Below are 22,733 nucleotides of genomic sequence, written 5' to 3'. Positions count from 1 at the left end.
GATGGGGCCGGTGACCTTTGTCACCGGCCCCGTCCGTGGTTTCGTTGCTAGTTTTGAGGGAGCCCGACGAGACGCGCCGTACCGGGACGCAGGCAAAGACGACGCACCCCGTTCTGTCCGTGCGTCTGTCCCGGAGGTGCCCGTCATGGCCTGGGTTCTGCTCGTCGTCGCCGGTCTGCTTGAGGTGGGCTGGTCGATCGGCATGAAGTACACCGACGGTTTCACCCGGCTGGTGCCCAGTGTGTTCACCGGTGCCGGCATCGTCGCCAGCATGGTGCTGCTCTCGTACGCCGCGAGGTCCCTGCCGATCGGCACCGCCTACGGGGTGTGGGTGGGCATCGGCGCGGCCGGGGCGGCGGTGCTCGGCATGGTGGTGCTGGGGGAGCCGGTGACCGCCGCCCGGATCTTCTTCATCTGTCTGCTGCTGGTCGCCGTGGTGGGGCTGAAGGCGACATCCGGTCACTGACCGCCCGCGGTCTGCCCGGGAGGCACCGGTCACTGACCGCCGGCGGCCCCCGGCGCCCCCCGGGCGTGGTCGCTACCCCGTGAGCCCGGCCAGTGGCCCCGCGGTGCCCGTCGTGCCGCCGCCGCCCGGGGTGCTGGGGGCGCCGCCGCCCGCGCCCGTGCCGCCGTCGGCGGTGTTCCCGGGTGTGCCGGCGGAGTCGCCGCCGTCGGTGGTGCCGGTGCCGGTCCCGGCGTTCGCGGAGCCGTCGGTCGTAGCGCCGCCGGTGCCGTTGCCGGTGCCGCCGGTGTCCCCGTTGCCGGTGCCGCCGTTGTCCTGCCCGGAGGTCTGCCCCTGGGTCTGGCCCTGGTCGTTCTGGCCGTCGGTGCCGGGGGTGCCGCCGGTGTCCTGGCCGCCGGTGCCGGGCTGGGAGGCGGGCGGTGAGCTGGGCGGCAGGGTCTGGTCGGCGCCCGGCTCCAGTTCCAGGTCGAAGGCGGTGACCGGCTCGCCCTTCAGGGCGTCCCTGGTGTACTGGCCCCAGATCTCGGCGGGTGCGCCGCCGCCGTTGATGCGGGGCAGGCCCATCACGTCGTACAGCGATTCATGGCTGGCCGTGACCGGGTCCTGGCCCATGACGGCCACGACCGTGGACAGGTCGGGGGTGTAGCCCGCGAACCAGGCGGCCTGGTCCTTCTCGGCGGTGCCGGTCTTGCCCGCGGCGGGGCGTCCGGCGGCCTGGGCGGCGGTGGCGGTGCCGTTCTCGACGACGCTGCGCAGGACGGAGGTGGTGGTGTCGGCGGCCTGGCGGCTGACGGCCCGCTCGGTCTTGCGTTCGGGCAGTTCGACGTCCTCGGTGCCGTCCTTGGTGATCTTGTCGACCAGGGTGTACGCGGTGTGCTTGCCGTGGTTGGCGAGTGTCGCGTACGCCTCGGTCATGTCGAGGACGCTGGCGGTGGCGGTGCCGAGCGCGATGGACGGGCCGGGGCTGAGGTCCTTGGTGTCCGCGGGGATGCCGAGGTCGATCGCGGTCTGCTTGACCTTCTCCGGGCCGACGTCGACGGCCATCTGCGCGTACACCGCGTTGACGGACTTGTCGGTGGCGGAGCGCACGGTGATGTCGCCGTAGGAGACCTGGTCCTCGTTCTCGGGGCCGTAGGCTTCGCCGCTCCAGCCTTGTACGGGCCGCTTGTTGGTGCCGTCGTAGTAGGTGTTCGGCGTGATCTTCTGGCCGTCCTGGGTGGTCGAGTCGTTCTCCACGGCCGAGGTGAACACGAACGGCTTGAAGGTGGAGCCGACCTGGAAGTCGGCCCGGGTGGCGCCGTTGGTGTACTGCTTGACGTAGTCGATGCCGCCGTACATCGCGACGACCCTGCCGGTCTTCGGGTCGATGGAGGCGCCGCCCGCGCGGACGTAGTTGTCGACCTTGCGGTTCTTCTTGTCCAGTTTGGACATCAGCCGGTCGTCGACGGCCTTGACGAGGGCGTCCTGCCGGCCCTTCTCCAGGGTGGTGGTGATGCGGTAGCCGCCCGCCTCCAACTCGTCCGCGTCGACGATCTTGTTGGCGGTGAGGTAGTTCTTGACGGCCTCGACGAGGTAGCCGCGCTGCCCGGACAGCCCGGTGGAGACGGTCTGTTCCTTGGGCATCGGGAACTTCAGGCCCGCCCGTTCGGACCGGCTGAGCCAGCCCTTCTTGACCATGCCGTCCAGGACGTAGTTCCAGCGGGCCACGGCCGCCGGCTTGTTCTGCGGGCGGGCGATGACGTCGTACTCGCTGGGGGCGTTGACGAGCGCGGCGAGGTAGGCGGCGCGGGCCGGGTCGAGGTCCGTGGCGTCCACGCCGTAGTACGCCTGCGCGGCGGACTGGATGCCGTAGGCGTTGCGGCCGAAGTAGCTGGTGTTGAGGTAGCCCTCCAGGATGCGGTCCTTGGACTCGGTGCGGTCCAGTTTGATCGCGATGAAGAACTCCTTCACCTTGCGGGTGACGGTCTGCTCCTGTGCGAGGTAGTAGTTCTTCACGTACTGCTGGGTGATCGTCGAACCGGACTGCTTGCCCTTGCCGGTCGCGGTGTTCCAGCCGGCGCGGAGCATGGCCTTGGGGTCGACGGCTGACTCGGAGTAGAAGTCGCGGTCCTCGGCGGCCAGTACGGCGTGCTGGGCGTCCTTGGAGATCTGGGCGAGGGTGACGCTCTCCCGGTTGATCTCGCCGTCGCGGGCGAGTTGGGTGCCGTCGGCGTACAGGAAGACGTTGCTCTGCTTGGTGGCGAGGGCGTTCGCCGGGGGGATCTTCACCAGGGAGTAGCCGAGGAAGAACAGCCCGATGAGCAGCAGTACGCCGATGACGGACGTGCCGAGGACCATGCGCCAGGTCGGCAGCAGCCGGCGCCAGCCCGTGCGCTTGGGGCGCTTGGGCTTCTTGCCCGGTTCGCCGGGTCCCCCCGGTGCTGTGGTCGGTGCCCAGCCATCGGTCGGCTGCTGCGGCTGTGGCTCGTCGCTCATCTCGTGCACGGACTCCTGTTTTACGTCGTACGTTCCCGTACGCCCTCGTAACGCCTTCTGCGCCCCCTGTTGAAGACTCTCGCACCAAGCGTTCCGTTCCCGGATTCCGGCACGCGTCCACCGGGAAAAATGCGTGGCCCGCGGCCTTGCCCGCGCACTAGGCTCCTGCGCTTCGGTGTCGGGCGGTCCGGGAGGTCGGTGGCAGTGGGCGCGGGACGGTTGTATGCGGCCGTCGCGGCAGGGGGATTCCGACGATACGCGACATACCGGGTGGCCACCGCCGCCGGGGTGTTCACGAACACGGCCTTCGGGCTGATCCTCGTGTACACCTACCTGGCGCTGTGGGAGGAGAGACCGCACCTCGGAGGATACGACCAGTCACAGGCGGTCACCTATGTGTGGCTCGGACAGTGCCTGTACGCGACGCTCGCCATCCAGGGCGGCGGGGTCGAGAAGGACCTCATGGACCGTATCCGCACGGGGGCGATCGCCATCGACCTTTACCGCCCGGCCGACCTCCAACTGTGGTGGCTGGCAGCCGACTTGGGACGGTCGCTGTTCCAGTTGCTGGGGCGGGGCGTGATCCCGTTCGCCTTCGGCGCGCTGTTCTTCCCGACAGCCCTGCCGAAGGACGTCACCACCTGGGCGGCGTTCCTGTTCGCGCTGCTGCTGGCGATGGTCGTCAGCTTCGGCATCCGTTATCTGGCGGCCCTGAGCGTGTTCTGGCTCCTGGACGGGACGGGCGTCTCGCAGGTCCTGATGGTCACGGGGATCTTCTGCTCGGGCATGACGCTGCCGCTGAACGCCTTCCCGGGCGCGCTCGGCGATGTCGTCCAGGCGCTGCCGTGGGCGGCGCAGCTCCAGATGCCGGCCGATGTGCTGATGGGGAAGGCCGACCCGGCGGCCGCGTACGCCTTCCAGGGAGCGTGGGCGGTGGCGCTGCTGGCGGCGGGGCGCGTGGTGCAGTCGGCGGCGACCCGGCGGGTGGTGGTGCAGGGTGGCTGAGACCTCCACAGAGACGCCGGGGGCGGTCGCGGCCTCCAGGGTGGGGGAGGGCCTGCGGGCCTACCGGCTGATCGCCGCGATGTGGATCCGCTCCACCATGACCTACCGCACGTCCTTCGCCCTCACGGCGCTCGGCAACCTGCTGGTGACCGGGCTGGACTTCGTCACGATCCTGCTGATGTTCTCGCAGGTCGGCTCGCTCGGCGGCTGGACACTGCCGGAGGTCGCCTTCCTGTACGGCCTGTCGGTGACCGCGTTCGGGATCGCCGACCTGCTGCTCGGCTCGACGGACGCCCTGGGCTCCCGGATCCGCGACGGTTCCTTCGACACGCTCCTCGTGCGGCCCGCGCCGGTGCTCGCCCAGGTCGGCGCGGACCGCTTCGCGCTGCGCCGTCTGGGCCGGATCACCCAGGGCGTGCTGGTGCTGGGGTACGCGCTGGGCCGGGCCGACATCGACTGGACCGTGCCGAAGGCGCTGCTGGTGCCGGTGACGCTGGTCAGCGGCTCGGCGATCTTCTGCGCGGTGTTCGTGGCGGGCGCGGCCTTCCAGTTCCTGGCGCAGGACGCCGCCGAGGTGCAGAACGCGTTCACCTACGGCGGTACGACGCTGTTGCAGTATCCGCCTGCCGTGTTCGGGAAGGACCTGGTGCGCGGGGTGACGTTCGTGCTGCCGCTCGCCTTCGTCAACTGGCTGCCCGCGAGCTATGTGCTCGGTCGGCCGTATCCGCTCGACCTGCCGCGCTGGACCGCGTTCGCGCCGCCGCTGGTGGCGGTGGCGTGCTGCGCCCTGGCGGGTCTTGCGTGGCGGGCGGGGCTTCGTTCCTACCGCAGTACAGGGAGTTAGCACATGACGGACGGCGACGTGGTCGAGCCGGGCCGGTTCATCGAACTGGACGGCGTGGAGAAGGTCTTCGACGTCCGCAGGAAGACCGGTTTCCTGCGGCGCGAACGGCGGCAGGTGCGGGCGGTCGACTCGATCTCCTGCACCGTGGCGCGCGGCGAGATGGTCGGCTACATCGGCCCGAACGGCGCTGGCAAGTCGACCACGATCAAGATGCTCACCGGCATCCTCACGCCGAGCGCCGGCCGGCTGCGGGTGGCCGGCATCGACCCCTCCCGCGAGCGCCGGCGGCTCGCGCAGCGCATCGGGGTGGTGTTCGGGCAGCGTACGACGCTGTGGTGGGACCTGCCGCTGATCGACTCCTACCGGCTGGTGCACCGCATGTACCGCATCCCCGACCGGCGGTACCGCGAGAACCTCGACCGCTGCGTCGAACTCCTCGAACTGGCCGACCTGTTGGACGTGCCGGTGCGCCAGCTCTCGCTCGGCCAGCGGATGCGCGGCGACATCGCGGCGGCGCTGCTGCACGATCCCGAGGTGCTGTACCTCGACGAGCCGACGATCGGCCTCGACGTCGTCTCCAAGGCCCGGGTGCGGGAGTTCCTGCGCACGCTGAACGCCGACCGGGGCACCACCGTGCTGCTGACCACCCACGACCTCCAGGACATCGAGCAGTTGTGCTCCCGGGTGATGGTCATCGACCACGGGCGGCTGATGTACGACGGGCCGCTCGCCGGGCTGCACGAGGCGGGGGAGAGCGAGCGGACCCTGGTGGTGGACCTGGAGCGGGAGGTCCCGCCGATCGAGGTGCCCGGGGCCCGGGTGACCAAGGTGGAGGGGCCCCGGCAGTGGCTCGCGTTCCCGGCGTCCGCGTCGGCGGCGCCGCTGGTGGCGCGGATCGCGGCGAGCTATCCGCTGGCGGACCTGTCCGTGCGGGAACCGGACATCGAGACAGTGATCGCCAGAATGTACGCGGGCGACACCGAGAGCGCGGTCTCCTGAGCAACCGGTGGCAGGGGGCCGCCTCGTAGCACGGGAGAGTGCGGAACTCGTAGGCTGCTGGGTATGACCGACGATGCCCCGGAACTGCGCGCCTCCGACGCCGATCGCGAGCGAGTCGCCGAGGTCCTGCGGGACGCCCTCGCGGAAGGGCGGCTCGACATGGAGGAGTTCGGCGAACGCCTCGACGCCACCTACAAGGCGCGCACCTACGGGGAGCTGACCCCGATCACCAAGGACCTGCCCGCGGCCGGCGCGGTGGCCCCGCCGCCCGCGGTGTCGCTGAACAAGGAGCCCGCGGCGGAGGGGAGTTGGGCGGGCCGGATCGTCGGCGGCGAGGGCTCCTCGTCCTGGGCGGTCGCCGTGATGTCCGGGTTCCAGCGCAAGGGGCGCTGGACCGTGCCGCGCCGTTTCAACAGCTTCGCCTTCTGGGGCGGCGGTGAGATCGATCTGCGGGAGGCCGACTTCGCGGACCGCGAGGTCGTGATCAACTGCGTTGCGATCATGGGCGGTATGCAGGTCGTCGTGCCGCCCGGGGTGGAGGTCGTGGTGCGCGGCATCGGCATCATGGGCGGCTTCGACCACCGGCAGGAGGGCGTGCCCGGCGACCCCGGCGCGCCACGCGTGATCGTGACCGGGTTCGCCTTCTGGGGCGGCGTCGGCGTGGAACGCAAGATCACGCGCGCGGAGCGGCAGCGGCTGAAGGAGGAGCGCCGGCAGCAGCGGCTGGACCGGCGGTCAGAACGCCGCGAACTCTCCGAGGGCCGACGCGGAGACCGCATCCGCGACGAGCGCGAACGACGCCGCCACTGGGAGCACTGACCGACACCCACCAGGAGGACCGCTCGCCGCGGTCCCCGGGGCGCGGGGGCTGCCCGCCCCCGGAGGCCGGGCCCGCTGCCGTCGATCAGGTGCTGTCAGCCGCGTTCAGATGATGCCCCTCGCGGCCAAGTCGCTGATGACCTGGTTGATCTGCGTCAGGCTCAGCCGCTTCCTTTCCGCCTCGTCCCGTGACTCCTTCGCGGCGCCGTACTGCCACCAGGCCCGACCGGTTTCCCGGTCGCTGACCAGGAACCGGCCCTTCAACGCGGGACCGCGCACGATGAGGGTGGGGCCCATGCGGCCGTCAGCCGGCCGCCGTCAGCTCCGCGACCCGGGCGAACTCCTCCTCCAGGCGGTCATGGCCGAGGGCCGCGAACTCGCGGTCGAGGTCCGTCGGTGTCACTCCGCGGAGTTCCACCATCGTGCGGGCGGCCCGGACCCAAGGAGCCCACTCCGACCCGTATTTCACCTGCTCCATGTGGCACCCCGGGATCGGCTGGAGCGTCACGGGGTGATGAAGGGGACCGACGACTCCCCACGCGGGCACGCGCCGGGCCCATGCCGCCACGAACCGCCCACCCCGCAGGGCGTGGCAGAGCTGGATGGAGATCCCGGCGCAGGGTACGCACACCGGCGGGCTCGTCGTCCGTTCCCCTTCCCGGACCGCGCCGCAGGAGTCCCGCAGGAGAAAGAGGTGGGGGCCGTGTGGGTCGGGCGGCATGCGGGAGCAGACCTGGCACATCATGTTCAGCATCGCGCGACGCTGCCGGTAGGGGTGGACGTTCCGCAGCTGCGGGCTGCCCCGGCGCCGCTTGGGTCGGAGGGCGTACCGGGCCCAGAGCACGCCGAAGCTGTCCCGGTCGTACGGCGTCTCATCCACGTAGGCGATCCCCGGGGCCACGCGGCGGCGGGCGATCGGGCACTTCAGGAGCCTTTCCTCGCTCCATCCGGCGATGTAGGGGACGATGCCTGGCGGTGCCGGAGGCAACACGATCGAGAACCTTCCTGTTCGAGACGAGAGGGTGACGGACCGGGCACACCGCACGGCATCACGGGGTCGGGTGCCCGGGGGACGAGTCCGTTGCACCGGCCGGGGATGGCAGTCGGCGCGATGCGTGTCCAGTTCAACGGGAAGGAGCCCGTAAAGGGCAGGAAAAACAGCGAGGTTGATGGTCGTGGCCGACCGGAAATTTCCGTCGCCAGGTTCACCGAGCATCACCGCAGAGCTACGGTGAGTAGGTGACCGGAAATTTCCGTCTCAAGATCGCGATGGCCGAACGAGGCTTTCAGCGAGCCGAGTTGGCCCAGGCCGTCAATGCCGAGTTACTGGCCGCAGGCGAGCGGGACAGCGTAGGAGACCGCACCGTACGGACGTGGCTGACCGGAAAAACCACCTGGCCTCACCGTGCGAAGCGCAACGCCTTGGAGGCAGTATTCCGGTGCACCATCGAGACCCTTGGGTTCTACCCGCCAGGATCGCCAGCACCGCCGCAGGAGGACCCCGACGTGATCCGCCGACGCTTCCTGACCGACGCCGGAGGCACCGCCGCCGCCATCGCGATACCCCTCGTTTCCGCGCGACCATCCAGCGTCGGCACCTCGGACGTGATCCGGCTTCGCGACAGCGTCGAGAGGCTCATCGCCCTCGACGATGAACGCGGAGGACACACCACCCTCGAACGAGCTGCCCTGGCGGGAGCTGCCGAAGCCCTGGACCTACAACAGCGATCCACCACCCAGCGCGTACGAGCGCGCCTGTTCGCTCTCGCCTCAGACTTCACCTCAACCGCCGCATGGTCCCTGATCGACGCCGGCCAGCTCGACGGCGCCAGCCGACACCTCGACCGCGCGCTGACGCTGGCAGTCATGGTCCAGGATCCCGAAATGACCATGAAGGTCTGGAACCTGCGCGCGATGCTCGCCCGCCAACAGAAGGACTTCGGCGAAGCCGTGGCCGCCGCGCAGGCCGCGCAGGCCACCTGGGCCGCACGCCGCAGCCCCCTGCACGCCTCACTCGCCCACGCCCGAACCGCCGTCGGGCTCGCCAACGCCGGAGACCGGCGCGCGGCTCTGCGCTCCCTCGGTCGCGCCGAGGACGCCATGGCAAAGGCCGACACCACGGCACCGCGGCCTGCCTGGATCGCCTTCTACAGCCCCGCGGAGCTGCACTCCCTCACGGCGATCGTCCGTGACAGGGTCGGCGACTCGGCAGAAGCCGAAGCCGCCTTCTACAGGGCACTCGCCGCGCTGCCCGAGACCTACCGCCGCAACCGCGCGCACACCACTGCTTGCCTCGCGCTCTCGCAGCTCCATCAAGGCGACGCCGAGCAGGCATGCGACACCAGCGCGGAGGTCTTCGCGATCATGGCCGGGGACCCGCTTCCCGGCCGAATGCGTCAACTCCTCGGCGATTTCCACCGCGATCTGATCACCCTTGCCCCTCCCCGCATCGCGCACGAGTGGGCCAACCGCTACCGGACCGAATGGAGCACTGCATGACCACGGCCGCCGTTGAACTCCGCCGCTTCGGACACGGCGACCTGCCGGAGATCCGGCAAACCCTCCTCGACATCCACGCCGACGCCTACGCGGATGAGATGGACGACGAGTTCAACCAGCGGTTCCCCTGGTTCGTCGACCACTGGGGCGGACACCCGGGCTTCTCCTGCGTGATCGGTTACGAAGGCGCCGAGCCGGTCGGCTTCGCCTACGGGGCCCCCGCGACCGCGGGCCGCGAATGGTGGCGCGAACATCTGAAGGTCGCGCCGGCGGACGACTCGACGTTCGCGTTTTCCGAACTGATGGTCCGCCACAAGTGGCGCAAGACCGGAACCGCCGAACGGCTCCATGAAGCGTTGCTCGCCGACCGCTCCGAGGCCCTTACCGTGCTCCTCGTCGACCCCGATCACCCCAAGGTGCAAGCCCTATACGAAACATGGGGGTACCGGAAGGTCGGGAACCGCCAACCGTTCCCTGACTCCCCGAACTTCGCAGTCATGCTTCGCGACCTGCGCGCCTCCCAGCCAGATCAGAACGGACCGGCCTCACGGCCAGGTGACGCCTGCCCTCAATGACGTCAACGAACCGCGTTCGCCCTCGCCTCGCGCGCTCTCGGCACCGGTCTGACGTACCGGTCCGGGCGGATCGTGGAGCGGGCCCGCGCCGTACGCCGTACCCTCACAACCGCCTCCCCGCCAAAGGCGGTGCGGGACTTCGACGAGCGCCTTCACGGCGTCTACCTGTAGCAGAGGGGACCGCCCATGCGCGTAGGGATCACCGGACATCGCGGGCTCAGCAAGGGCGTAGAGCAACGGGTACGCGCCATGCTCGATGAGGTCGTACGCGACTTGGACACCGCCGACCTGACAGCCGTGTCGTGCATCGCCGACGGTCCTGATGCGTGGTTTGCGGAAGCGGTGTTGAAGCAGGGCGGCAGGCTCGAAGTCGTCGTTCCCGCGACGGAGTACCGCGAGAGCCTTCCGGAGTGGCACCACCCCGTCTATGACGCGCTGTACAGCGGCGCGGTCGACATCCATGAAACCGGCATGACCGAGTCAACCTCCGAGGCCCACCAGGCGGGAAGCGAGATCTTGGTGGGCCTGGTCGACGAGCTGATCGCCGTGTGGGACGGGAAACCGGCCTGGGCGTTCGGCGGGACAGCGGACGTGGTCGCTTACGCGGAGCGGACCGGTGTGCCCGTGCGCATCGTGTGGCCGGAGGGCGCCAGCCGCTGACCGGGCAACCGGGCAAGAGCCGCGCGAGCAGCGCGTCGAGGTCGGAGCGTCCATACGGGCCGGCATGGCAGAGCCCCCCGGCGTCGTGGGGCCCGGCGTCACGGGGCTGCCCGCCCCCGGGGCACGAGGTGCCGCCCGGCCCCAGACAGACATCGACCACCACCCGAGTCACACACCCCACCGCTCCGCTACGTCCGCCCCCGCCCCGCGGGACGCCACCCACCCGGCCGACGGCTGAGCTGTCACGATCCTGCCGCCGTCGGCCGGCTGTCGGTGCTGGTTCCGCTATAGCTCTGCCTGGCCCGCGCCCTTGAGGTCGGGTAGGGCGAAGGCTTCGGCCATCTTGTGGTAGCCGCGGTCGCTGGGGTGCAGGTGGTCGCCGGAGTCGTACTGCGGGCGCAGCCGCCGTGGGCTCCACGGGTCGCGCAGGGCCGCGTCGAAGTCGGCCACCGCGTCGAAGACCCGGCCGGCGCGTATCGAAGCGTTGATCTCCTGGCGGACGTGCTCGCGGGCCGGTGTCGAGCCCCGGTGCCCGGAGAACGGCATCAGGGTGGCGCCGACGACCTTGAGGCCGCGGGCGTGGGCCCGGTCGACCAGCGTGCGCAGTCCCGCGACGATGCGGTCCGGGTCGGCGAGCCGCGGATTGCGCAGGATGTCGTTGACGCCGAGGTCGATGACGACGACCTTGACGTTCGGACGGTCGAGCACGTCCCGCTCGAAGCGGTCGAGCGCGCTCTCGTTGTCGGCGGGCCGGCCGAGACCGTCCGCGAGGATCTGGTTCCCGCTGATGCCCGCGTTGACGACGCTGTAGCGGGGCATGTCCGCGCCGTCCGCGACGGCGTCGCGCAGTCGCCGGGCGAGGATGTCCGTCCAGCGGCGGTTGGCGTTCTCGGTGGAGGTTATGCCGTCGGTGAGCGAGTCGCCGAGGACGACCACCGTGCCGTCGGACTCGTTGCTCAGCACGTCGAGGGCGGTCAGATTGCGCCAGAACGACGTCCGCTCGGTGTAGCGGGCGCCGGCCGTGTCCTCGGTGCGGTCGCCCTGGGCGACGTAGGAGGTCTGCCGCGCGTGCGGATGGTAGGTGACCGGCCCCGCGGCGGTCGGGGAGTACGTGGTGACCAGGATGTCCGCGTCGTGCGGGACGGTGATCCGCACGGCGTCGCTGACCACCTGCTCGCCGGGCGGTATCACCACGCCGGTGCTGCCGCCGAAGGTGAGCTGCCGCATCGTGCGCGCCACGGCGGTCGCGGTGCCGTCACCGGCCGCGACCGCGAGGGACGCGTGCGTGATCGCCAGCGCCGACTGGCCGTAGAGGTTGGACAGGGTGATCCGGGCGCTGCTGCCGCCCACGCTCGTGTGCACCACGTTCCGTATCGAGCGGCCCGCCATGCCCTGTGTCTCCGTGCCGGGTTCGCCGCCGACCGGGGAGGCGGACCAGGTGCCGACCCAGGTGCCCGTGGACGCGGGGGCCGCCGAGGGGTCGTGGCGCGGACGGTGGCTGGCGACGGCGGTGCGGGGCGTGCCGCCGTCGGCCGCCACGCCGGCGTAGATGGCGGCGGACAGTCCCAGCACCAGCGCGATGACCGCACTGAGCAGGACGTAGCCATGACGCCTGGTCATGCTTGTGTTGTTCTCCTCGGCGAGGGGAGCCCTGGCTCCGGTCCGACGAGCCCATGATGTGTCATGGGCCGGGGTGACCTGACAGGACCCTGTGCAAACCCCCGTCCGGACAGACGCCGGGAACTCTTGTTCCGTTCCAGGAGTCGGTCAGGTTGGGACAATGGGTGCGGGATCGCCGAACGGGTGGAGCGTATGGACGGCACGGACGAAGGCGCGGAAGGGCGCACGGGCGAACGTATGGCCGCACGCACGATCGGAGCGGCGGCGGACGGTACGGCGGCGGGCGCGGCGGCCGGGACCGCGGTGCCGCGCGGCTACCGTGCCATGACGTCGTTCACCCCGGCCGACGCGGAGCGGCAGCGCGGCGTGCGGCGCATGAAGCTCACCGCGGTCGGCCTGCTGCTCTTCGTGGCCCTCGTCTACGTCCTCGCGAAATGGGCGTCGAACACGGGCGCCGGCCCCTGGGCCGGCTATGTCGCCGCGGCGGCCGAGGCCGGCATGGTCGGCGCGCTCGCCGACTGGTTCGCGGTCACCGCACTCTTCCGGCACCCCCTCGGCCTGCCCATCCCGCACACCGCGATCATCCCCAACAAGAAGGACCAGCTCGGCGTCTCGCTCGGCGAGTTCGTCGGCGAGAACTTCCTGTCCGAGGACGTCGTACGGCAGCGGCTGCGCGCCGTCGGCATCGGCAGCAGACTCGGCGCCTGGCTGGCCGAGCCCGAGCACGCGGACCGGGTGACGGCGGAGCTGGCCACGGCGGTGCGCGGCGCCCTGACGGTGCTGCGCGACTCCGACGTCCAGGCGGTGGTCGGCGAGGCCATCACGCGCCGTGCCGACACCCAGGAGATCGCGCCCGGCATGGGGAAGATGCTGGAGAAGATCGTCGCGGACGGCGGTCACAGACGGTTCGTGGACCTGATCGTCGGCCGGGCGCACGACTGGCTCGTCCTGCACGACGAGCAGGTCATGGACGCCGTCCAGGGCGGCGCTCCCGGCTGGACGCCGCGCTTCGTCGACAAGAAGGTCGGCGAACGGGTCTACAAGGAGCTGCTGCGCTTCGTCACCGAGATGCGGGACATGCCCTCGCACCCGGCGCGCGGCGCCCTCGACCGCTTCCTCGGCGACTTCGCCTCCGACCTGCAGTCCGACACGGACACCCGCGCGCGTGTGGAACGGCTCAAGGGCGAGGTGCTGGGCCGTGGCGAGGTCCAGGACCTGATCGCCTCCGCCTGGACGGCCGTACGATCCATGATCGTCTCGGCGGCCGAGGACGAGCGCAGCGAACTGCGGTTGCGGGTGCGCGCCTCGCTGCTGTCCCTGGGCGTCCGGATGGCCACCGAACCCAAGGTCCAGAACAAGGTCGACAGCTGGGTCGAGGGCGCCGCGGTGCATGTCGTGACGACCTACCGCAAGGAGATCACCTCCCTGATCACCGACACCGTGGCCGGCTGGGACGCCGAGCACACCACCCGGAAGATCGAGGCACACATCGGCCGTGACCTGCAGTTCATTCGCATCAATGGCACGGTGGTGGGTTCCCTGGCAGGGTTGTTGATCTACACGGTGTCGCGGGCGTTCGGCGCTTAGCCGGGCCGATGGCGGGGAGCCGGCCGGGCTCCTCGGCGACGCGGCGACCGACGACGAGGGAGCCGCGCCCATGACCGCAGCCGAGGCCGCCACCGGCCGGACCGTCACCACCTCCGTGCCCGCCCGGCTCGACCGGCTGCCCTGGTCCGGCTGGCACTGGCGGATCGTGTTCGGCCTCGGCACCGTATGGATCCTGGACGGCCTTGAGGTCACGGTCGTCGGCAACATCGCGAGCCGGCTGTCCGAGCCCGGCAGCGGGCTGCCGATCACCTCGGGCGAGGTCACCGGGGTCGCCGCCGCGCTGTATGTCGCCGGGGCCTGCTCCGGCGCCCTCTTCTGGGGCCGGCTGACCGACCGCTACGGCCGCCGCAAGCTCTTCATGATCACCCTGGGGCTCTATCTGGCCGCCACCGCGCTGACCGCGGCCTCCTTCGCCGCCTGGTGGTTCTTCCTGTTCCGCTTCCTGACCGGCTTCGGCATCGGCGGCGAGTACGCGGCCATCAACTCGGCGATCGACGAGCTGATCCCGGCGTACTACCGGGGCCGGGTCGACCTGCTCATCAACGGCAGCTTCTGGCTGGGCGCGGTCGGCGGTTCGCTGCTGTCGATCGTCGCGCTGAACACGGACCTGCTGCCCGCGGACGTCGGCTGGCGGCTGACGTTCGCGCTGGGCGCCGTACTCGCCCTGGTCATCCTCCTGGTGCGCAGGCACGTCCCGGAGAGCCCGCGCTGGCTGCTCATCCACGGCCGGGAGCGGGAGGCGGAACGGATCGTCGCCGCCATCGAGCGGCGGGTCACCGCGGAGCGGGGCGAGCCGCTGCCCGAGCCGCACGGCGAACTGGTCATCCGCCAGCGCCGCGCGATCGGCTTCCGGGAGATCGCCCGCACCGTCCTGAGCGACTACCGCAGGCGTGCCGTCCTCGGCTTCGCCCTCTTCATCGGGCAGGCGTTCCTGTACAACGCGATCACCTTCGGCTTCGGCGCGATCCTGACCACGTTCTTCGCCGTCCCCACCGGCCACACCGGTTACTACTTCGTCGTCATCGCGGCCGGCAACTTCCTGGGCCCGCTGCTGCTCGGCAAGCTCTTCGACACCGTGGGCCGCCGGGTGATGATCTCCTCGACGTATCTGCTCTCCGGCCTGCTGCTGTTCGGCACGGCCTGGCTGTTCGACCGGGGTGCCCTCGACGCGGGCACGCTGACCGCGTGCTGGTGCGCGGTGCTGTTCTTCGCCTCGGCGGGCGCCTCCAGCGCCTATCTGACCGTCTCCGAGATCTTCCCCATGGAGACCCGGGCCCTGTGCATCGCCTTCTTCTACGCCCTCGGCACCGCGGCCGGCGGGATCAGCGGCCCCCTGCTGTTCGCCGACCTCACCGGCACCGGCAAGGTCGCCGACACGGTCCTCGCCTTCCAGGTCGGCGCGGGCCTGATGTGCGCGGCCGGGCTGGTCGCGGCGGTCCTCGCGGTACCGGCGCAGCGACGGGCCCTGGAGGACATCGCGCGACCGCTCACGGCGGCCTGAACGCTCCGCTGGTCGGGCCGTGCTGTGCCGTCGGTTGTGTGCGGCACCGTTGTGGCTGGTCGCGCGGTTCCCCGCGGCCCTTTGCTCAGCTTTGGGGCGCTGCCGTGCTGGAGGGTCACGCGCCGGTGGTCGAACCCGGGCGGACGATCATCAGCACCGTCACCGTCGCCCACAGGATGTTGAAGATCCCGGTGAACATGGCGAGCCGTACGGTCGTCTCCCGCGTGCCCGTCCCCTCGACCAGCGCGCCCTGCCGCGGCAGCACCAGCGCCACCAGCACCACGGCGGCCAGCGCGGTCAGCACGATCGACACGATCAGCCAGGCGCTGCCGAGCACGCCCATGGTGCTCGCGGTGGCGAACCCGAACACGGGCACGACGACACCGACGACGCCGTACACCCGGCAGATCCGGTGCAGCAGCTCCACGGTCCCGGTGGCCCTGACATCCTCCGGGGCGGCCAGGGCCCGGCGGGCGGCGGGCGGGAACATGCTGGCGGCGACGGTGACGGGACCGATGGCGACGATGGCGGCCAGGACATGGACGGCGAGCAGGAACTTGGTCACGGGGCGACGCTAGACAGCCGGCCGACCCGGCAGAAGTGGCAGTAATGCCAGAGACCAACGGATTCCCGCCACCCGCCCCACCGTGCCGAACCGGCCCGCTTCCCCCGGCCCACCTGCCTGGCCGCAATCCGTCGTACGCTACGTTCCTGCCATGCACACCGTGGCCGTACTGGCGCTGGACCAGGTCATCCCCTTCGACATCGCCGCCCCGATCGACACCTTCGGCTGGGCCCGGCTGCCGGACGGCCGCGAGGCCTACCGGATCCGGGTGTGCTCACCGCCGGGCGAGATGAGCGCGGGCGCGTTCAGCGTGCGGGCGCCGTACGGTCTGGAAGCGCTCGCGGACGCCGACACGATCATCCTGCCCGGGATCGCGGACCCGACGGTGCCGCTGCCGCCCGGGGTGGCCGAGGCGCTGCGCGCCGCTGCGGCGAACGGCACGCGCATCGCGTCGATCTGCGTCGGCGCGTTCGTCTTCGCGGCGACGGGCCTGCTGGACGGCCTGCGCGCCACGACGCACTGGGTGGCGGCCCGCCATCTCGCGGCCCGCCACCCAAAGATCACCGTCGACCCCAACGTCCTCTACGTCGACAACGGCCAGTTCCTCACCTCGGCGGGCGCCGCCGCCGGAATGGACATGTGCCTGCACATGATCCGCAAGGACTACGGCTCCGCGGTCGCCGCGCACGCGGCCCGCATGTGCGTCATGCCGCTCGAACGGGAGGGCGGCCAGGCCCAGTTCATCGTCCACGAGCTGCCCCCGGCCCCCGCCGGCGCCACCCTGGAACCGCTCCTTGAGTGGCTGGAGGACCACTGCGACCAGGACCTCACCCTGGAGGAGGTGGCCGCGAAGGCGGGCATGAGCACCCGCACCCTGAACCGCCGCTTCCGCGAGCAGACCGGCACGACCCCGCTGCAGTGGCTGCACCGGGCGCGGGTGCGGCGCGCGCAGCACCTGCTGGAGACGACCGCGCACCCGGTCGAACGCATCGCGCACCAGGCGGGTTTCGGCTCCCCGACGGCGTTCCGGGAACGGTTCAGGCGGGTGGTCGGGACGAGCCCCCAGGCGTACCGCCGGGCGTTCCGCTCCCGGGGCGGTGCCCCTGCCGGGGCCGGCACGACCTGACAACCGAGGGCGGGCCTATGGGTGCCTGGATCGGCACGGCAGCCAGGGCTCAGGTCGCCGGAGGGGGCGTACGGGTGTGCCCGGAGCGATGCCGCGGACCGGTACCGCGGGGGGCCGACTCAGATGGTCCGGAGGGCTGCGTACGGGTGCCTGGATGGGTACGGCGGGGCAGGGCGCGGGTGGTCTGATGTGCCCGGGAGCGGTAGCGCTGGTCGGTTCCGCGGATGGATACGGCGGGAGCGGGGCTCGGGCGGTACGAAGGGTGTTGCGGACCGGTGTCCGGAGCGGTACCGCGCGCCGGGGCTGGGGCCGGGGCTCAGGCGCGGCGACCGCCGTTCGATACGGCCGATACGGCAGGAGCCGGGCTCGGGCGGTACGAAGGGTGTTGCGTACCGGTGTCCGGACCGATACCGCGCGTCAGGGCCGGGGCTGCGGGGCGGGGCCGGGGCTCAGGCGCGGCGGTCGGCGATGGCCCAGGAGGCCAGGGCGACGGCGCCGGCGACCCCGAACACGGACGGCCAGGCGCCGACCTTCTTGGCCAGCGGATGCGACCCGGCGAAGGCGGCGACGTAGGCGGCACCGAGCGCGCCCGCCGCCCTGGGCCCGGCGGCCTTGTGCCACTGCTGGGCGGCGGCGGCCCCCGCGACGGCCAGGACGACCCCGCCGAGCTGCCGCTTCTTCGTCCAGCGGGCGACGCCGTACCCCCCGACGAGCCCGCTCGCGGCGATCACGGAGCTGGGAACCTTGGCCATGTCTGCCTCCTAGTGTCACTGCCCCGAGGCTAACGCCGGCCCAGCGCACCTCTCCGAACCTGAGTCAGGGCGTGTCAACCTTCGGAGGCCCCGTACCGAACCACTCCGTCCGGACGGCGAAGCGCCCCACCCTGGCAAACCGCTGCCGACGCAGGGACCGTCCCATGGGCAGGCCGGGGCGGGGCGAGGCAGCCACAGGGGCCGGGGCCGCCGTCGAGACAGCCACCGGGTCAGGGCCGACGCCGCCCCGAGGAAGGGCGCCGATGACGCTTCAGACCCGGTCCAGCGGCCGATGCGGCCCCGCCGGCCGCTCCGCCTCGATGACATCGCCCGGCCGCACCAGGCCGCCCGTCTTCACGATGCTCATGATGCCGGCCTTGCGCACGAGGTTGCCGTCCGCGTCCCGCCCGACGACCTGTTTCAGCAACCCGGCCTGGAAGGCGTCGATCTGCACACACGGATTGCGCAGCCCGGTCACCTCGACCACGGCCGCGTCGCCGATCCGCAGGAGCGTCCCCACGGGCAGCCTCAGCAGGTCGATGCCCCGGGTGGTGATGTTCTCCCCCAACTCCCCGGGCCCCACCCGGAACCCGGCCGCGCCGACCTCCTCGAACAGCTCCTCGTGCATGAGGTGCACCTGCCGGAGATTCGGTTGCGTGGGATCCTGCGCGACCCGCGACCGATGCTTCACGGTCACCCCGGAATGCACGTCCCCTTCGACCCCGAGCCCGGCAAGCAGCGTGATGCTCTCCCGCTTCGGCTTGGTGAACGAGTACACCCCATTACAACTGACAGCTATGACCGTGCCCCGCATAAACCGACCCCCTCACGTCACCGAGACCCTACCCCCGCGGCGTCCAAGCGACCTTGGCCCGCGAATCCGGCGGCTCACTGCACCGCACGCAGCGTTGGCGACGTCAGACGCCCGAAATCAATCGGAGGCAACTCCGTCGTCCGGCGTCAGCGAGACAATGGCCACGGTAGGCGGCGGTGGCGCTGGCGTGTATACGTACGCCACTGCCAGCCCCGGAACGCTGCCATGGGGTTCGATTCTCGTCTTGCGGACTTCTGTACCGTCATGACCGGGAAGCCCGAGCAGGACCCCGAGTCGGGGCACCTGTTCCAGCTCCTGCCGCAGCCTCTCCAACGCGTGCTCGGCCCCGAGAGCCTTCGCTCGCTCGGCGGCCCGCTCCGTGACGGCCGCGATCACGCCGCTCATCGGTCCTGGGCCTCCTGCTTCAACCTGGCCGTGAGGTCGATGCCCTCTTGTACGGCGATGTCGAAGTCGGGGTCCTGGTAGAGCCGGATTCGGCCCCGATAGTCGACGATCACGGTGGCCACAGCGTTGAGGTCCGTCTCCGATGACGTCTCCAGCGCGTGCTGGAGGTCCGCTTCAAAGGACTCCCGGTCGCTGGGAAAGCCATGGCCGGACCTGAGGGCGGCTCTGATGTCACCGATGGTCCTCAACGGCAGCGTCGCAGGTCCGGACGTCTCCGCGTACTGTGCGCTCACGATCGAGTACTCCTTGCTTCCGCCGGTCTAAGACGAGTGTCCTACAGCGGTACGTCTCCCGTCGCGGAGAGCACCAAGGAAGGTCTGCCACGCGCCGCTGCCAACAGTAATGACCGGCCCCGCCTCTTCCCCGCTGCCGCCGCTGTAGGACGAAGTGAACCACCGGTTCACGACCCCGATACCCGTGCCCTGTCGACGCTGATCCAGGCGGAGTTGAGCAGTGAGGCCGGCCGCGGGGTGGTGCTCGTCGGTGCCATCGCCGACCGCTGGGGCGTCGAACTACGGGCCGACCGCAAAGTCACTTGGTGTGAGATGGACACGGGCGTGCCTTTGACCTGCTTTCACACGGTGTGTCCCGTGCTCGCAGGTTCGGTGACGTTAATAAACCGCCGTGGCGGGTTACCCTCCTGCGATCGATGAGTACGCCCAAACGTCTGCCGGGATCTCATGTTTGAGCTTCCATGTAATCGCCATCGGCTTGCTCCCGGTGTGCTCGACGTACTCAGCTGGACCGAGCAGCATCCACGGCTGCGGACTACCTATGTCCGTGCTCTTGTAGCGGCGAACAAAGAGCAGTACATGGCTGCCCTCAGCAGCGTGGTGCTGATAGCGCAGGCCAGTGGGAGAGGTGGCCGACGTCTGGTTCTGTGACTCCCAGTGGAAGAGAGTCTCGCTCTGTGCGTAGTCGTGGTAACGGGTCTGTGGTGAGAAATCCCGCTCATCCTTTTCCAGGGTGATTAGGAGAGCATCAGTTTTGATCGACTCGCACCACTTCACCCCCTCGCGGAAGTCCCCCGGCATGAAACCACCGATAGTGGACTGGTCGAGGGCCGGGAGGATTTCCTCGCGACTGTAGGAGGCGTGCACGGTTAGCGGGGTGCTGATCTGGCTGCCGATCCCCTGGAGAGGGATCGGTACGTGTTCTGTGTGGGCCAGGTTGTACTCCAGCACTTGACGCAGCTCGCTCCGGACAGCTTGCTGCTTGCGTAGAGTCGCGAATCCTGCGTCGTAGCTTGCGAATCCCTTGCGCGTGATGCCGCCGAGCGGCCACAGCTGAAAGAAGAGCATGCGGGCGTATGCCTGGCCCTGCTCGTCGAGCTCCCCGTAGGCGGGAGCGTCATCTTCCAACATCTGGGTGTAGGCGGCCACGCGTGCGGGGTCGTCGACGTGGAGGAACGCCGCGACGCGCTTGAGGAGTGCTGATTCGCCTTCGGATGGGTCGCCCTTGAGTAGCCCAGAGCGACGCAGGAGCCCAGTCCAAGAGTTGCCGTTGCCGCGGTAGAGCTCCTTGAGCTCGCGGCCACTCTCGTCCAGGTACCGGTTGAGCATTGGTTCTGCGTAGCTGGCGACTTCGCGGGCGAGCGCTGTGACGTTAACCCCGATCTGCTCTTTGATGTTGTCGATGATGGTTTTCTTCGCCTTCTCCTCAAGTAGGATTTCACAGCCCGACGGGAGCTGAGGAAAGTCGTGCGCGATGTTCTCAAGGAGGCGTTTGCGCGTCAAGTTGGTGAGTGCTCGGAACTGGTTCTCGAAACGAAATTCCTTGCGGTGTTGACCGATGAAGTCGAGCACCGTGAGTACGGCCTTGTCCTCAGAGCGACGGAGACCCCGGCCGAGTTGTTGCAGGAACACCGTGACGCTGGAGGTCGGGCGGAGCAAAAGTAGAGTGTCTACATCAGGAAGGTCGAGCCCTTCGTTGAAGAGGTCGACCGAGAAGATCACTTGTAGTACACCTGAACTCAGGTCGTCCAATGCTTGCTTGCGCTGCTCAGCGGGAGTCTCGCCGGACAAGGCGATGGCGCTGATCCCGGCGGTACGGAACGACTCTGCCATGAAGTGTGCGTGTGCCACTGATACGCAGAAACCCAAGGCCCGCATGGCATCCGGATTAGAGATCTTCTCCTGTACAGCCTTGACAACCAGCCTCGCGCGCCTGTCATCGCTCGACAGCCTGTCGCTCAGCGCGCTCGGATCGTACGCCCCTCGCTTCCACGCCACCGCGCTCAGATCGGTGTTGTCACTGATGCCGAAGTAGTGGAAGGGGGTCAGGAGATCATTCTCCAGCGCCTCCCACAGGCGCATCTCAGCGGCGATCCGTCCATCGAAGAACTCGTCCTGGATGTTCTTCCCATCCATGCGCTCAGGCGTCGCTGTGAGCCCGAGCAGCTCCAACGGTTCGAAGTGATCAAGAATTTTCCGGTACGTCGGTGATGTACCGTGGTGGAATTCATCGATTACGATCACGTCGAAGTGATCGGGTGCGAGTCGATCGAGAGCTCGCGCATTCAAGGACTGCACGCTAGCGAAGACATGTGTCCAACGCTCCGGAATCTCACCGCTGTGGAAGGACTCACCGAAGTTCGCGTCGACCAGGACGTCTTGATAGGTCCGAAGGGATTGCTGAAGGATCTCCTTGCGGTGAGCGACGAAGAGGATACTCAGGTCACGACCGTGTTTCTTTCGCAACTGCTTGTAGTCGAGAGCGGCCATGACCGTCTTGCCTGTGCCGGTAGCAGCGACGAGGAGGTTCCGATGCCTGCCGTGTACCTCCCGCTCGACTTCCAGCCGCTCCAACATGTCACGCTGGTGCGAATACGGCCGAACTTCCAGACCGGACAGCGTGATCCTGCGCTCGGCAGCGTGAGCCGAGGACGTACCGGCTGCGATTGCCAACGCTTCCTGGAGATGGTGGCCGTCGGCGTCGGGGTCGTATGTCTCAAAGGACGGATCACTCCAGTAGGCATCGAAGGTGGCTTCGAACTTGCGTAGTACGTCCGGCGTGGCGACGGAGGACAGCCGTACGTTCCACTCCAGACCGTCGAGCAGTGCCGCTTTGGACAGATTGGAGCTGCCGACGTAGGCGGTGTCGTAGCGGCTGTTACGGCGGAACAGCCAAGCCTTGGCGTGTAGGCGCGTGGACCGAGTCTCGTAGTTGACCTTGACCCGGGCGTTGAATTCTTCCACCAACCGGTCCAGTGCGCGCCGTTCAGTGGCCCCGAGATAGGTCGTGGTGATGACCCGAATCGGCACACCTCGCGCATGGGCCGCCTTCAGCGACTGCTCGATGATCCGCAGTCCATGCCACTTCACGAAGGCACAGAGCAGGTCGACGTGGTCAGCTGTGGCGAGTTCGGTACGCAGTTCGAAGCCGAGGCTCGGGTCTTCAGGCGCGTTGGTCAGGAGTGCCGTTTCCGAGAGCGGAATGCCCGGCCGTACGGCGAAGACGCCCGGTGCCTCTTGCCGTGTCAGGGCGAGGAGTTGGCTGGGGCCGTCGGCGATCAGGTCCACCCACTCCTGGGCACCTTCGAGTGTGCTGATCGAGTCGAGGATGTGGTTGGCCGCGTAGACCCGTTCGCCGGCCGGAAGGTTTTGTAGTACGCGCTGAACTGTGCTCGCGACATGTCGAGCCAGCACGTATGGCACCGACTCTGGACCTACTGCGTCGCTCACGGGCCGCCAGCCGAGGCCGGTGAGCTCCTTCAACTGTTGTTGGAGGCGTAGCGTGATCAGTTGCTCGTACAACCCCTCGGAGGGCTGCGACGACTCTTCTGATTCGACCATGCCAGACCCCCGCTCGGTTGGGCAGCTTGCCACATGTGTAACAGAAGGCGCTGACACCGGGGCGAGAGTACGGGGCGCCAGGAGCCGAGGCTTTCCGTTCACAGGGCGCTGTGACCAGCCACAACCGATTACTTGTTGACATACTTGAT

At 69.4% G+C, this 22,733-nt stretch carries 21 protein-coding genes and 1 riboswitch; of the genes, 11 read left to right on the top strand and 10 right to left on the bottom strand.

Annotation, left to right across the window (positions count from 1 at the left end):
• The first annotated feature begins 40 nt into the window (after positions 1–40).
• A riboswitch (guanidine-III (ykkC-III) riboswitch) is annotated at positions 41–108 on the top strand.
• A 37-nt stretch (positions 109–145) separates the two neighbouring features.
• On the top strand, positions 146–466 hold the full coding sequence (locus AC27LF_RS03465; protein WP_351736392.1) for a DMT family transporter: 321 nt from the start codon (positions 146–148) through the stop codon (positions 464–466).
• A gap of 72 nt (positions 467–538) precedes the next feature.
• On the opposite strand, the gene AC27LF_RS03460 is transcribed toward AC27LF_RS03465, so the two are convergent.
• Entirely contained in the window at positions 539–2,938 is a 2,400-nt protein-coding gene (locus tag AC27LF_RS03460; RefSeq protein WP_479655908.1) for a transglycosylase domain-containing protein, read from the bottom strand.
• Between the two features lie 204 nt (positions 2,939–3,142).
• Between AC27LF_RS03460 and AC27LF_RS03455 the strand changes: the two genes are divergently transcribed.
• The 4 genes from AC27LF_RS03455 (at position 3,143) to AC27LF_RS03440 (ending at position 6,605) form a co-directional block, all read left to right on the top strand.
• Positions 3,143–3,943 (top strand): ABC transporter permease, encoded by an 801-nt coding sequence (locus tag AC27LF_RS03455; RefSeq protein WP_479656171.1) that lies wholly within the window; start codon positions 3,143–3,145, stop codon positions 3,941–3,943.
• A gap of 79 nt (positions 3,944–4,022) precedes the next feature.
• Complete coding sequence (locus tag AC27LF_RS03450) at positions 4,023–4,787, top strand: ABC transporter permease (RefSeq protein WP_479656172.1); 765 nt, start codon at positions 4,023–4,025, stop codon at positions 4,785–4,787.
• Positions 4,788–4,790: 3 nt separating this feature from the next.
• Positions 4,791–5,786, top strand: a complete 996-nt coding sequence (locus tag AC27LF_RS03445) for an ABC transporter ATP-binding protein (RefSeq protein ID WP_479655909.1) — start codon at positions 4,791–4,793, stop codon at positions 5,784–5,786.
• A gap of 63 nt (positions 5,787–5,849) precedes the next feature.
• Entirely contained in the window at positions 5,850–6,605 is a 756-nt protein-coding gene (locus AC27LF_RS03440) for a DUF1707 SHOCT-like domain-containing protein (RefSeq protein ID WP_479655910.1), read from the top strand.
• A gap of 105 nt (positions 6,606–6,710) precedes the next feature.
• On the opposite strand, the gene AC27LF_RS03435 is transcribed toward AC27LF_RS03440, so the two are convergent.
• Both AC27LF_RS03435 and AC27LF_RS03430 read right to left on the bottom strand, forming a co-directional pair.
• Positions 6,711–6,902, bottom strand: coding sequence for a hypothetical protein (locus AC27LF_RS03435; protein WP_479655911.1), 192 nt, complete (start codon positions 6,900–6,902; stop codon positions 6,711–6,713).
• 7 nt (positions 6,903–6,909) lie between these two features.
• Positions 6,910–7,596, bottom strand: a complete 687-nt coding sequence (locus AC27LF_RS03430) for a hypothetical protein (RefSeq protein ID WP_479655912.1) — start codon at positions 7,594–7,596, stop codon at positions 6,910–6,912.
• 278 nt (positions 7,597–7,874) lie between these two features.
• On the opposite strand from AC27LF_RS03430, the gene AC27LF_RS03425 reads away from it, so the two are divergent.
• The 3 genes from AC27LF_RS03425 to AC27LF_RS03415 all read left to right on the top strand — a co-directional run bounded on the left by AC27LF_RS03425 (position 7,875) and on the right by AC27LF_RS03415 (position 10,339).
• Positions 7,875–9,104, top strand: a complete 1,230-nt coding sequence (locus AC27LF_RS03425) for an NsdA family TPR-like regulatory protein (RefSeq protein ID WP_487231263.1) — start codon at positions 7,875–7,877, stop codon at positions 9,102–9,104.
• Positions 9,101–9,679, top strand: a complete 579-nt coding sequence (locus AC27LF_RS03420) for a GNAT family N-acetyltransferase (RefSeq protein WP_479655914.1) — start codon at positions 9,101–9,103, stop codon at positions 9,677–9,679. Before AC27LF_RS03425 ends, AC27LF_RS03420 begins: the two co-directional genes overlap by 4 nt.
• 186 nt (positions 9,680–9,865) lie before the next feature.
• Positions 9,866–10,339 (top strand): hypothetical protein, encoded by a 474-nt coding sequence (locus AC27LF_RS03415; protein WP_479655915.1) that lies wholly within the window; start codon positions 9,866–9,868, stop codon positions 10,337–10,339.
• Positions 10,340–10,624: 285 nt separating this feature from the next.
• Here the strand turns inward: AC27LF_RS03415 and AC27LF_RS03410 are convergent, their stop codons facing one another.
• Positions 10,625–11,959: an SGNH/GDSL hydrolase family protein gene (locus AC27LF_RS03410; protein WP_479655916.1), complete on the bottom strand. Its 1,335-nt coding sequence runs from the start codon at positions 11,957–11,959 to the stop codon at positions 10,625–10,627.
• 192 nt (positions 11,960–12,151) lie between these two features.
• On the opposite strand from AC27LF_RS03410, the gene AC27LF_RS03405 reads away from it, so the two are divergent.
• The gene (locus AC27LF_RS03405) at positions 12,152–13,546 is read left to right on the top strand and encodes a DUF445 domain-containing protein (protein WP_479655917.1); all 1,395 of its coding nucleotides are present in this window, start codon (positions 12,152–12,154) and stop codon (positions 13,544–13,546) included.
• Positions 13,547–13,616: 70 nt separating this feature from the next.
• The gene (locus AC27LF_RS03400) at positions 13,617–15,068 is read left to right on the top strand and encodes an MFS transporter (RefSeq protein WP_479655918.1); all 1,452 of its coding nucleotides are present in this window, start codon (positions 13,617–13,619) and stop codon (positions 15,066–15,068) included.
• A 115-nt stretch (positions 15,069–15,183) separates the two neighbouring features.
• Here the strand turns inward: AC27LF_RS03400 and AC27LF_RS03395 are convergent, their stop codons facing one another.
• A complete protein-coding gene (locus tag AC27LF_RS03395; protein ID WP_479655919.1) occupies positions 15,184–15,633 on the bottom strand; it encodes a hypothetical protein in 450 nt (149 codons plus the stop codon).
• A gap of 151 nt (positions 15,634–15,784) precedes the next feature.
• On the opposite strand from AC27LF_RS03395, the gene AC27LF_RS03390 reads away from it, so the two are divergent.
• Positions 15,785–16,759 carry a GlxA family transcriptional regulator gene (locus tag AC27LF_RS03390; RefSeq protein WP_479655920.1) on the top strand — a complete coding sequence of 325 codons (975 nt, stop codon included), beginning with the start codon at positions 15,785–15,787 and terminating at the stop codon, positions 16,757–16,759.
• A gap of 449 nt (positions 16,760–17,208) precedes the next feature.
• Here the strand turns inward: AC27LF_RS03390 and AC27LF_RS03385 are convergent, their stop codons facing one another.
• From AC27LF_RS03385 to AC27LF_RS03365, 5 genes are all read right to left on the bottom strand, one after another.
• Positions 17,209–17,511: a hypothetical protein gene (locus AC27LF_RS03385; RefSeq protein WP_479655921.1), complete on the bottom strand. Its 303-nt coding sequence runs from the start codon at positions 17,509–17,511 to the stop codon at positions 17,209–17,211.
• A gap of 271 nt (positions 17,512–17,782) precedes the next feature.
• Complete coding sequence (locus AC27LF_RS03380) at positions 17,783–18,325, bottom strand: MOSC domain-containing protein (RefSeq protein ID WP_479655922.1); 543 nt, start codon at positions 18,323–18,325, stop codon at positions 17,783–17,785.
• A gap of 117 nt (positions 18,326–18,442) precedes the next feature.
• Complete coding sequence (locus AC27LF_RS03375; protein WP_479655923.1) at positions 18,443–18,730, bottom strand: hypothetical protein; 288 nt, start codon at positions 18,728–18,730, stop codon at positions 18,443–18,445.
• A complete protein-coding gene (locus tag AC27LF_RS03370) occupies positions 18,727–19,023 on the bottom strand; it encodes a DUF6247 family protein (protein WP_479655924.1) in 297 nt (98 codons plus the stop codon). The genes AC27LF_RS03375 and AC27LF_RS03370 overlap by 4 nt, the downstream gene beginning before the upstream one ends.
• Before the next feature lie 399 nt (positions 19,024–19,422).
• A complete protein-coding gene (locus tag AC27LF_RS03365) occupies positions 19,423–22,584 on the bottom strand; it encodes a DEAD/DEAH box helicase (RefSeq protein ID WP_479655925.1) in 3,162 nt (1,053 codons plus the stop codon).
• Positions 22,585–22,733 lie beyond the last annotated feature (149 nt).

This window comes from Streptomyces diversicolor (genome assembly GCF_057537855.1).
The sequence above is the reverse complement of the archived record's forward strand: the minus strand, read 5'-3'. Positions and strand labels throughout refer to the sequence as shown.

What these genes read in the sequence shown, in the direction of transcription:
- AC27LF_RS03465 (WP_351736392.1), top strand. Translation starts at nt 146, where the DNA reads ATGGCCTGGGTTCTGCTCGTCGTCGCCGGTCTGCTTGAGGTGGGCTGG.
- AC27LF_RS03460 (WP_479655908.1), bottom strand. Translation starts at nt 2,938, where the DNA reads ATGAGCGACGAGCCACAGCCGCAGCAGCCGACCGATGGCTGGGCACCG.
- AC27LF_RS03450 (WP_479656172.1), top strand. Translation starts at nt 4,023, where the DNA reads ATGTGGATCCGCTCCACCATGACCTACCGCACGTCCTTCGCCCTCACG.
- AC27LF_RS03445 (WP_479655909.1), top strand. Translation starts at nt 4,791, where the DNA reads ATGACGGACGGCGACGTGGTCGAGCCGGGCCGGTTCATCGAACTGGAC.
- AC27LF_RS03440 (WP_479655910.1), top strand. Translation starts at nt 5,850, where the DNA reads ATGACCGACGATGCCCCGGAACTGCGCGCCTCCGACGCCGATCGCGAG.
- AC27LF_RS03435 (WP_479655911.1), bottom strand. Translation starts at nt 6,902, where the DNA reads ATGGGCCCCACCCTCATCGTGCGCGGTCCCGCGTTGAAGGGCCGGTTC.
- AC27LF_RS03425 (WP_487231263.1), top strand. Translation starts at nt 7,875, where the DNA reads ATGGCCGAACGAGGCTTTCAGCGAGCCGAGTTGGCCCAGGCCGTCAAT.
- AC27LF_RS03420 (WP_479655914.1), top strand. Translation starts at nt 9,101, where the DNA reads ATGACCACGGCCGCCGTTGAACTCCGCCGCTTCGGACACGGCGACCTG.
- AC27LF_RS03415 (WP_479655915.1), top strand. Translation starts at nt 9,866, where the DNA reads ATGCGCGTAGGGATCACCGGACATCGCGGGCTCAGCAAGGGCGTAGAG.
- AC27LF_RS03410 (WP_479655916.1), bottom strand. Translation starts at nt 11,959, where the DNA reads ATGACCAGGCGTCATGGCTACGTCCTGCTCAGTGCGGTCATCGCGCTG.
- AC27LF_RS03405 (WP_479655917.1), top strand. Translation starts at nt 12,152, where the DNA reads ATGGACGGCACGGACGAAGGCGCGGAAGGGCGCACGGGCGAACGTATG.
- AC27LF_RS03400 (WP_479655918.1), top strand. Translation starts at nt 13,617, where the DNA reads ATGACCGCAGCCGAGGCCGCCACCGGCCGGACCGTCACCACCTCCGTG.
- AC27LF_RS03390 (WP_479655920.1), top strand. Translation starts at nt 15,785, where the DNA reads ATGCACACCGTGGCCGTACTGGCGCTGGACCAGGTCATCCCCTTCGAC.
- AC27LF_RS03385 (WP_479655921.1), bottom strand. Translation starts at nt 17,511, where the DNA reads ATGGCCAAGGTTCCCAGCTCCGTGATCGCCGCGAGCGGGCTCGTCGGG.
- AC27LF_RS03380 (WP_479655922.1), bottom strand. Translation starts at nt 18,325, where the DNA reads ATGCGGGGCACGGTCATAGCTGTCAGTTGTAATGGGGTGTACTCGTTC.
- AC27LF_RS03375 (WP_479655923.1), bottom strand. Translation starts at nt 18,730, where the DNA reads ATGAGCGGCGTGATCGCGGCCGTCACGGAGCGGGCCGCCGAGCGAGCG.
- AC27LF_RS03365 (WP_479655925.1), bottom strand. Translation starts at nt 22,584, where the DNA reads ATGGTCGAATCAGAAGAGTCGTCGCAGCCCTCCGAGGGGTTGTACGAG.